The organism is Pseudomonas emilianonis (genome assembly GCF_023072625.1).
GTDB lineage: Bacteria > Pseudomonadota > Gammaproteobacteria > Pseudomonadales > Pseudomonadaceae > Aquipseudomonas > Aquipseudomonas paraveronii.
The window spans coordinates 1-6617 of sequence record NZ_JAKNRV010000293.1 but is presented as its reverse complement, the minus strand read 5'-3'; the positions used below and the strand labels follow the sequence as shown (position 1 = coordinate 6617).

Annotated in this window: 7 protein-coding genes and 1 pseudogene; 5 read left to right on the top strand and 3 right to left on the bottom strand. The window is 62.2% G+C overall.

Annotated elements, in window-relative coordinates:
- Together L9Z73_RS22840 and ubiA are read left to right on the top strand one after the other, a co-directional pair.
- Positions 1-290, top strand: a 290-nt coding sequence (locus L9Z73_RS22840; RefSeq protein WP_247405798.1) for a chorismate lyase, incomplete at its 5' end; no start/stop codon positions are given.
- Positions 290-1180: a 4-hydroxybenzoate octaprenyltransferase gene (gene ubiA / locus L9Z73_RS22835; RefSeq protein WP_247405796.1), complete on the top strand. Its 891-nt coding sequence runs from the start codon at positions 290-292 to the stop codon at positions 1178-1180. The genes L9Z73_RS22840 and ubiA, both read left to right, overlap by 1 nt.
- A gap of 31 nt (positions 1181-1211) precedes the next feature.
- On the opposite strand, the gene L9Z73_RS22830 is transcribed toward ubiA, so the two are convergent.
- Entirely contained in the window at positions 1212-1592 is a 381-nt protein-coding gene (locus tag L9Z73_RS22830) for a COG4315 family predicted lipoprotein (protein WP_247405794.1), read from the bottom strand.
- Positions 1593-1746: 154 nt separating this feature from the next.
- Between L9Z73_RS22830 and phoB the strand changes: the two genes are divergently transcribed.
- The 3 genes from phoB to L9Z73_RS22815 all read left to right on the top strand — a co-directional run bounded on the left by phoB (position 1747) and on the right by L9Z73_RS22815 (position 5332).
- Positions 1747-2436 (top strand): phosphate regulon transcriptional regulator PhoB, encoded by a 690-nt coding sequence (phoB, locus tag L9Z73_RS22825; protein WP_003176964.1) that lies wholly within the window; start codon positions 1747-1749, stop codon positions 2434-2436.
- Positions 2437-2495: 59 nt separating this feature from the next.
- Positions 2496-3818 (top strand): phosphate regulon sensor histidine kinase PhoR, encoded by a 1323-nt coding sequence (gene phoR / locus L9Z73_RS22820; protein ID WP_247405793.1) that lies wholly within the window; start codon positions 2496-2498, stop codon positions 3816-3818.
- A gap of 173 nt (positions 3819-3991) precedes the next feature.
- The gene (locus L9Z73_RS22815; protein WP_247405791.1) at positions 3992-5332 is read left to right on the top strand and encodes a hemolysin family protein; all 1341 of its coding nucleotides are present in this window, start codon (positions 3992-3994) and stop codon (positions 5330-5332) included.
- 3 nt (positions 5333-5335) lie between these two features.
- Here L9Z73_RS22815 and L9Z73_RS22810 read toward each other — a convergent pair whose 3' ends face one another.
- Positions 5336-6007, bottom strand: a complete 672-nt coding sequence (locus L9Z73_RS22810; protein ID WP_247405789.1) for a M23 family metallopeptidase — start codon at positions 6005-6007, stop codon at positions 5336-5338.
- Positions 6008-6250: 243 nt separating this feature from the next.
- Positions 6251-6617: pseudogene (locus L9Z73_RS22805) on the bottom strand (response regulator); the annotation flags it as partial.

The window sequence follows — 6617 nt, the reverse complement described above, 5'->3', positions numbered from 1 at the left end:
TGTTTGCCCGCAGCGTGGCGTCGCGCAGCGCGTTACAAGGCGACGGGCTGCATATGGACGAACTGGGGAGCCGCTCCCTGGGCGAACTGCTGTTCTGCGACCGCGCGTTCACGCGCCGGGCGATCGAGGTCTGCCATTACCCTCGCCCATGGTTGCCCACAGCGGATCAGGTCGACGGACTGTGGGCGCGCCGCTCGCGGTTCGATCGTGGGACGCTGAGCGTACTGGTCGCCGAAATCTTCCTGCCGAGCCTGTGGCATGCGGTGCATGACCACCCGGAGAACTGCTGATGTATCGACGCCTGCTCAAATCCTTGAACCGTCTGAACCCCAGGGCCTGGGATTTCATTCAGTTGACCCGCATGGACAAACCCATCGGCATCTACCTGCTGCTGTGGCCGACGCTGTGGGCGCTGTGGATCGCCGGCAAGGGCTCGCCGTCCTTGAGCAATATCGTGATTTTCGTGCTCGGCGTGGTGCTGACCCGCGCCGGTGGCTGCGTGATCAATGACTGGGCCGACCGCAAGGTCGACGGCCATGTGAAGCGCACCGAGCAACGCCCGCTGGTCAGCGGCAAGATCAGCTCGAAAGAGGCGCTGGTATTTTTCGCGCTGCTGATGGGCATCAGCTTCCTGCTGGTGCTGCTGACCAACGCGACGACCATCCTGCTGTCCCTCGGCGGCCTGGCGCTGGCGGCAAGCTATCCGTTCATGAAGCGCTACACCTATTACCCGCAGGTGGTGCTGGGCGCGGCGTTTTCCTGGGGCATGCCGATGGCGTTCACCGCCGAGACCGGCAGCCTGCCTGCCGCCGCGTGGCTGCTGTATATCGCCAATGTGCTGTGGACGGTGGGCTACGACACCTATTACGCCATGACGGACCGCGACGACGACTTGAAGATCGGCGTGAAATCCACCGCCATTCTGTTTGGCGACGCCGACCGGGTGATCATTCTGACCCTGCAAGGCCTGGCGCTCGCGTGCCTGCTACTGGCAGGGGCGCGGTTCGAGTTGGGCGGCTGGTTCCACTTGGGGTTGCTGGCGGCGGCGGGCTGTTTTGCCTGGGAATTCTGGTACACCCGCGACAGGGACCGGATGAAGTGCTTCAAGGCGTTTTTGCACAACCACTGGGCAGGGTTGGCGATCTTTGTCGGGATTGTCGCGGATTACGGGTTTCGATGAGGAGCCAGGCCCCTCATCGCTAGGGGCTGAACTATGGCTTGGCGACTTTCCAGGCCCCGTCCATCTTGCCTTCACCGGTCATGTCGCCGGCCTTCTTGTCCATGACGAAGGTGTAGAGCGGCTTGCCGCTGTAGGCCCACTGACTCTTTTGATCGTCACGGGTGATCACGGTCCACTTGCCCATAGGCTTGTCGGTGGATTCAGCCATCAACGGCGGCCAGTTGGCGGCGCACTTATCGTTGCACATGGATTTGCCATCGGCATCCTTGGCGAAGGTGTAGAGCGTCATGCCTTTTTGATCGACCAGTATCCCGTCTTTGGTCATCGCAGGGTCGGCGGCAAACGCCAATGTCGGCAGCGTCAACGCCGCCGTGACCAGCAGGGCCTTCCAGGAAAAAGTACTGTAAGTCATCGGAACCTTCCTTTTGTGGTTGTCAGGATTCGGACCCAAAGCGTAGTCCACGGAGGCGGGAATTGCGCAAGCAGCTAAATTACTGTCACACGACTGCAATAATTCCGTTATCTAATGCGGCGCAAGACAGTTAAATGACATGAGGATTTTAGGCATGGTTGGCAGGAGCATTCTGATCGTCGACGACGAAGCGCCCATTCGCGAGATGATCGCCGTCGCGTTGGAAATGGCCGGCTATGACTGCCTCGAGGCCGAGAACTCGCAGCAGGCCCATGCCATTATTGTCGACCGCAAACCGGACCTGATCCTACTGGACTGGATGCTGCCCGGCACCTCCGGCATCGAACTGGCCCGCCGCCTCAAGCGTGACGAGCTGACCGGCGATATCCCGATCATCATGCTCACCGCCAAGGGCGAAGAGGACAACAAGATCCAGGGCCTGGAAGTCGGCGCCGATGACTACATCACCAAGCCGTTTTCCCCACGGGAACTGGTCGCACGCCTGAAAGCCGTACTGCGGCGTGCCGGCCCTACCGATGGCGAAGCACCGATCGAAGTCGGCGGCCTGTTGCTGGACCCGATCAGCCACCGCGTGACCATCGACGGCAAGCCCGCCGAGATGGGCCCGACCGAATACCGCCTGCTGCAGTTCTTCATGACCCATCAGGAGCGCGCCTACACGCGTGGCCAGTTGCTGGACCAAGTGTGGGGCGGCAACGTGTACGTGGAAGAACGCACCGTGGACGTGCATATCCGTCGCCTGCGCAAAGCCTTGGGCGATGCCTACGAGAATCTGGTACAAACCGTGCGCGGCACCGGCTATCGGTTTTCCACCAAGGGCTGAGCCAGCCGGTTTCTGAACTCAAGAGCCTGACTTAACAGCTGACAAGGACGCATGTTCAAGTGAACCAAAACTGGCATGGCACGCTGATCCGCCACCTGCTGCTGTTGATCACCGGCTGCCTGCTGGTAGGCCTGATCAGCGGCCAATACGGCTGGAGCCTGGCCGTCGGCATTGGCCTGTACCTGGGCTGGACCCTCAAGCAATTGCTGCGCCTGCATGAATGGCTGCGCCAGCACAAACCCGATGAAGCACCACCCGATGGCTACGGCCTGTGGGGCGAGGTGTTTGACAGCATCTACCACCTGCAACGCCGCGACCAACGGGTGCGCGGGCGCCTGCAAGCGGTGATCGACCGCGTACAGGAATCCACCGCCGCGCTGAAAGACGCGGTGATCATGCTCGACAGCGACGGCAACCTCGAATGGTGGAACCGCGCCGCCGAGACCCTGCTGGGCCTCAAGACGCCCCAGGACAGCGGCCAGCCGGTGACCAACCTGGTCCGCCACCCGCGCTTCAAGGAATACTTCGAGCAGGAAAATTACGAAGAAGCCCTGGAAATCCCCTCGCCCACCAACGACCGCGTGCGCATCCAGCTGTACCTGACGCGCTACGGCAACAACGAACATTTGATGCTGGTACGCGACGTGACCCGCATCCACCAGTTGGAACAGATGCGCAAGGACTTCGTCGCCAACGTCTCCCACGAGCTGCGCACCCCCCTGACGGTGATCTGCGGCTACCTGGAGACGCTGCTGGACAACGTCGACGAGATCAACCCGCGCTGGAGCCGTGCCCTGCAGCAAATGCAGCAGCAAGGCTCGCGCATGCAAACTCTGCTCAATGACTTGCTGTTGCTGGCCAAGCTGGAGGCGACCGATTACCCCTCGGATAGCCACCCGGTGGCGGTGCAAAGCCTGTTGCAGACCATCAAGAACGACGCACAGGCCCTCTCTGGCGAGCGCGGGCAACAGATCACCCTGGAAGCCGACCCGTCGATACTGCTCAAGGGCAGCGAAGGCGAATTGCGTAGCGCGTTTTCCAACCTGGTGTTCAACGCCGTGAAATACACCCAGGACAAGGGCAATATCCGCATCCACTGGTGGGCCGACGCGCAGGGCGCGCACCTGAGTGTGCAGGACTCCGGCATCGGCATCGACGCCAAGCACCTGCCGCGCCTGACCGAACGTTTCTACCGCGTCGACTCCAGCCGCAACTCCAACACCGGCGGCACCGGGCTGGGCCTGGCGATCGTCAAGCATGTGCTACTGCGCCACCGCGCCCGCCTGGAAATCAGCAGCGTGCTCGGCCACGGCAGCACCTTTACCTGCCATTTTCCGCCTGCCCAGGTGACCCGTTCGCGGATGGTCGTGAATGATGAGTAACCCGCACACTCCCACATGTGGATTTGTAGGGTTTCGGAGATAGCATTCCTGGCCCCGTCAGGCAGCGAGTACTAGGCAAGCGCTGCGCCAGACGCTACATTGGCCGACTTGCGTCTGCCTTTCAGGCGCTCCTGTCACCCCTATTGAACACACGGAACCCGCAAAACCCCATCATGGACCCTTCCCCAAGTATCACCCTCGCCACGCTCTTCGCCGATTTCGGCATGATTCTCTTTGCACTGATCCTGGTACTGCTCAACGGTTTCTTCGTTGCGGCAGAGTTTGCCATGGTCAAATTGCGCTCCACGCGGGTCGAGGCCATCGCCCACACCAACGGTTGGCGCGGGCAGATCCTGCGCACCGTACACAGCCAGCTCGACGCCTACCTGTCGGCCTGCCAGTTGGGTATCACCCTCGCCTCCCTGGGCCTGGGCTGGGTCGGTGAGCCGGCCTTTGCGCATATCCTCGAGCCGCTGCTGGGCGCCGTCGGCGTCGAGTCGCCGGAAGTGATCAAGGGCGTGTCGTTCTTTTCCGCCTTCTTCCTGATTTCCTACCTGCACATCGTGGTTGGTGAGTTGGCCCCCAAATCCTGGGCCATTCGCAAGCCTGAATTGCTGTCGCTATGGACGGCGGTGCCGCTGTACCTGTTCTACTGGGCCATGTACCCGGCGATCTACCTGCTCAACGCCAGCGCCAACGGCATCCTGCGTATCGCCGGGCAAGGCGAACCCGGCCCGCACCATGATCACCAATACAGCCGCGAAGAACTCAAGCTGATCCTGCACTCCAGCCGTGGCCAGGACCCTAGCGACCAAGGCATGCGCGTATTGGCCTCGGCCGTGGAAATGGGCGAGTTGGAAGTGGTGGACTGGGCCAACTCGCGGGAAGACCTGGTAACCCTGGACTTCAACGCCCCGCTCAAGGAAATCCTCGCGCTGTTCCGTCGCCACAAATTCAGCCGTTATCCGGTGTATGACGCGCAGCGCAACGAGTTTGTCGGCCTGCTGCACATCAAGGACCTGCTGCTGGAACTGGCGAACCTGGACCACATCCCCGAGTCGTTCAACCTGGCCGAACTGACCCGCCCGCTGGAGCGCGTGTCGCGGCACATGCCGCTGTCGCAGTTGCTGGAGCACTTCCGCAAAGGCGGCGCGCACTTCGCCCTGGTGGAAGAGGCCGACGGCAATATCATCGGCTACCTGACCATGGAAGACGTGCTCGAAGTGCTGGTGGGCGATATCCAGGACGAACACCGCAAGGCCGAACGCGGCATCCTCGCCTACCAGCCGGGCAAACTGCTGGTACGCGGCGATACGCCGCTGTTCAAGGTAGAACGCCTGCTGGGCGTCGACCTCGACCACATCGAAGCGGAAACCCTGGCCGGGCTGGTCTACGACACCCTCAAGCGGGTGCCGGAAGAGGAAGAAGTGCTCGAGGTTGAAGGCCTGCGGATCATCATCAAGAAGATGAAAGGGCCGAAGATCGTGCTGGCCAAGGTCCTGCTGCTGGACTGACCCTCAATTGCCCAATGCAAAATTGGGCAGCACCCCCACGGGCTGGTTGAACTCATACGGGATCGACACCAGCCCCGCCTCGGTACTCTGCTGCACCACAAAGTGCAGGTGCGGCCCGCTGCTGTTGCCGGTATTGCCCGACAACGCCAGCGCACCGCCCAGCGCCACCCGCTGCCCGACTCTGACGCTGACCGAACCTTGTTTGAGGTGCAGGTACACGCCCTGGGTGCCGTCATCGTGCTGCACTCGCACGAAATTCCCTGACGCATCGTTGCCGCGCCCGGCCTGGCTATTTTCGATCTTCACCACCACACCGCTGCGCGCCGCAATGATCGGCGTGCCTTCGGGCATGGCAATGTCCATGGCGTAGCGGCTTTTGGCGTCGGTATGGCTGAAGTTGCCGTTGGGGCCTTGGGTCAGGCGAAAGGGTCCACCGCGCCAAGGCAACGGGTAGCGGTAGGCTTGCAGCGAGTAACCGGGTTTTGGCCGCTCAAGCACCGGCCGTTGCACACGCTCGGCCCTGCGCTCCTGGATCACGAACGCTTGGGCGCCGGGGGTTTGCCGGTCGCTGAAAAACACCTCGCCGTTGGCGTCGGTGGATTTGTAGAGGGTCATGGCCGGGGTCGACGTGGCGACCGTGGCCAGCCCACAGAACAGCAATAGGCGAAGGAGCATGGCGCGAACCTGCCGGGGAGACTGAACGGCAGGCTAGCAAGCCTTGATGACAAGACTGTGTGAGGCTCAACCCGGACTGCAGCCGGATACGATAGCTGCAACAGCGAACTTCAAATGTGGGAGGGGCGGTGCGACGATTCGATTTGCTCCCGATTGAGCGGTATCAATCAGCTTATGCGGCGACTGACCCACTGCCATCGGGAGCAAGCCCCCTCCCACACGGGACGGGTGGCGGGCTGTGAATCAGGCGCCCGGCACAAAATGCTTCTGCGCCGTACCCCGCGCGATCAGCCGCGAGATGTAGTCCAGCTTCTGCGCGTCCTGGTCGATAAAGCGGAAGGTCAGTTGCAGCCAGTCGCTGTCGGGCTTGGGCTCGAAGGCAACGATGGCGTGCAGGTAGCCGTTGAGGCGCGCGACTTCGGCGTTGTCGCCTTGCTCAAGGTCGAGCACCGCGCTTTCCAGCACTTGGGGCAGGACCTCACTGCGACGGACCACCAGCAGCGCTTCCTTGATGCTCAGGCCCTTGATCACGCATTGCTGGGTGCCGCTGGACAGGCGCAACTGGCCCTGTCCACGACCGCTGGCAGGCGCAGCGGCCGCAGCCGCCGGT

Bases quoted from the DNA above. Each gene is read 5' to 3' on its own strand.
- ubiA (WP_247405796.1), top strand. From the start codon at position 290: ATGTATCGACGCCTGCTCAAATCCTTGAACCGTCTGAACCCCAGGGCC.
- phoB (WP_003176964.1), top strand. From the start codon at position 1,747: ATGGTTGGCAGGAGCATTCTGATCGTCGACGACGAAGCGCCCATTCGC.
- L9Z73_RS22815 (WP_247405791.1), top strand. From the start codon at position 3,992: ATGGACCCTTCCCCAAGTATCACCCTCGCCACGCTCTTCGCCGATTTC.
- L9Z73_RS22830 (WP_247405794.1), bottom strand. From the start codon at position 1,592: ATGACTTACAGTACTTTTTCCTGGAAGGCCCTGCTGGTCACGGCGGCG.
- L9Z73_RS22810 (WP_247405789.1), bottom strand. From the start codon at position 6,007: ATGCTCCTTCGCCTATTGCTGTTCTGTGGGCTGGCCACGGTCGCCACG.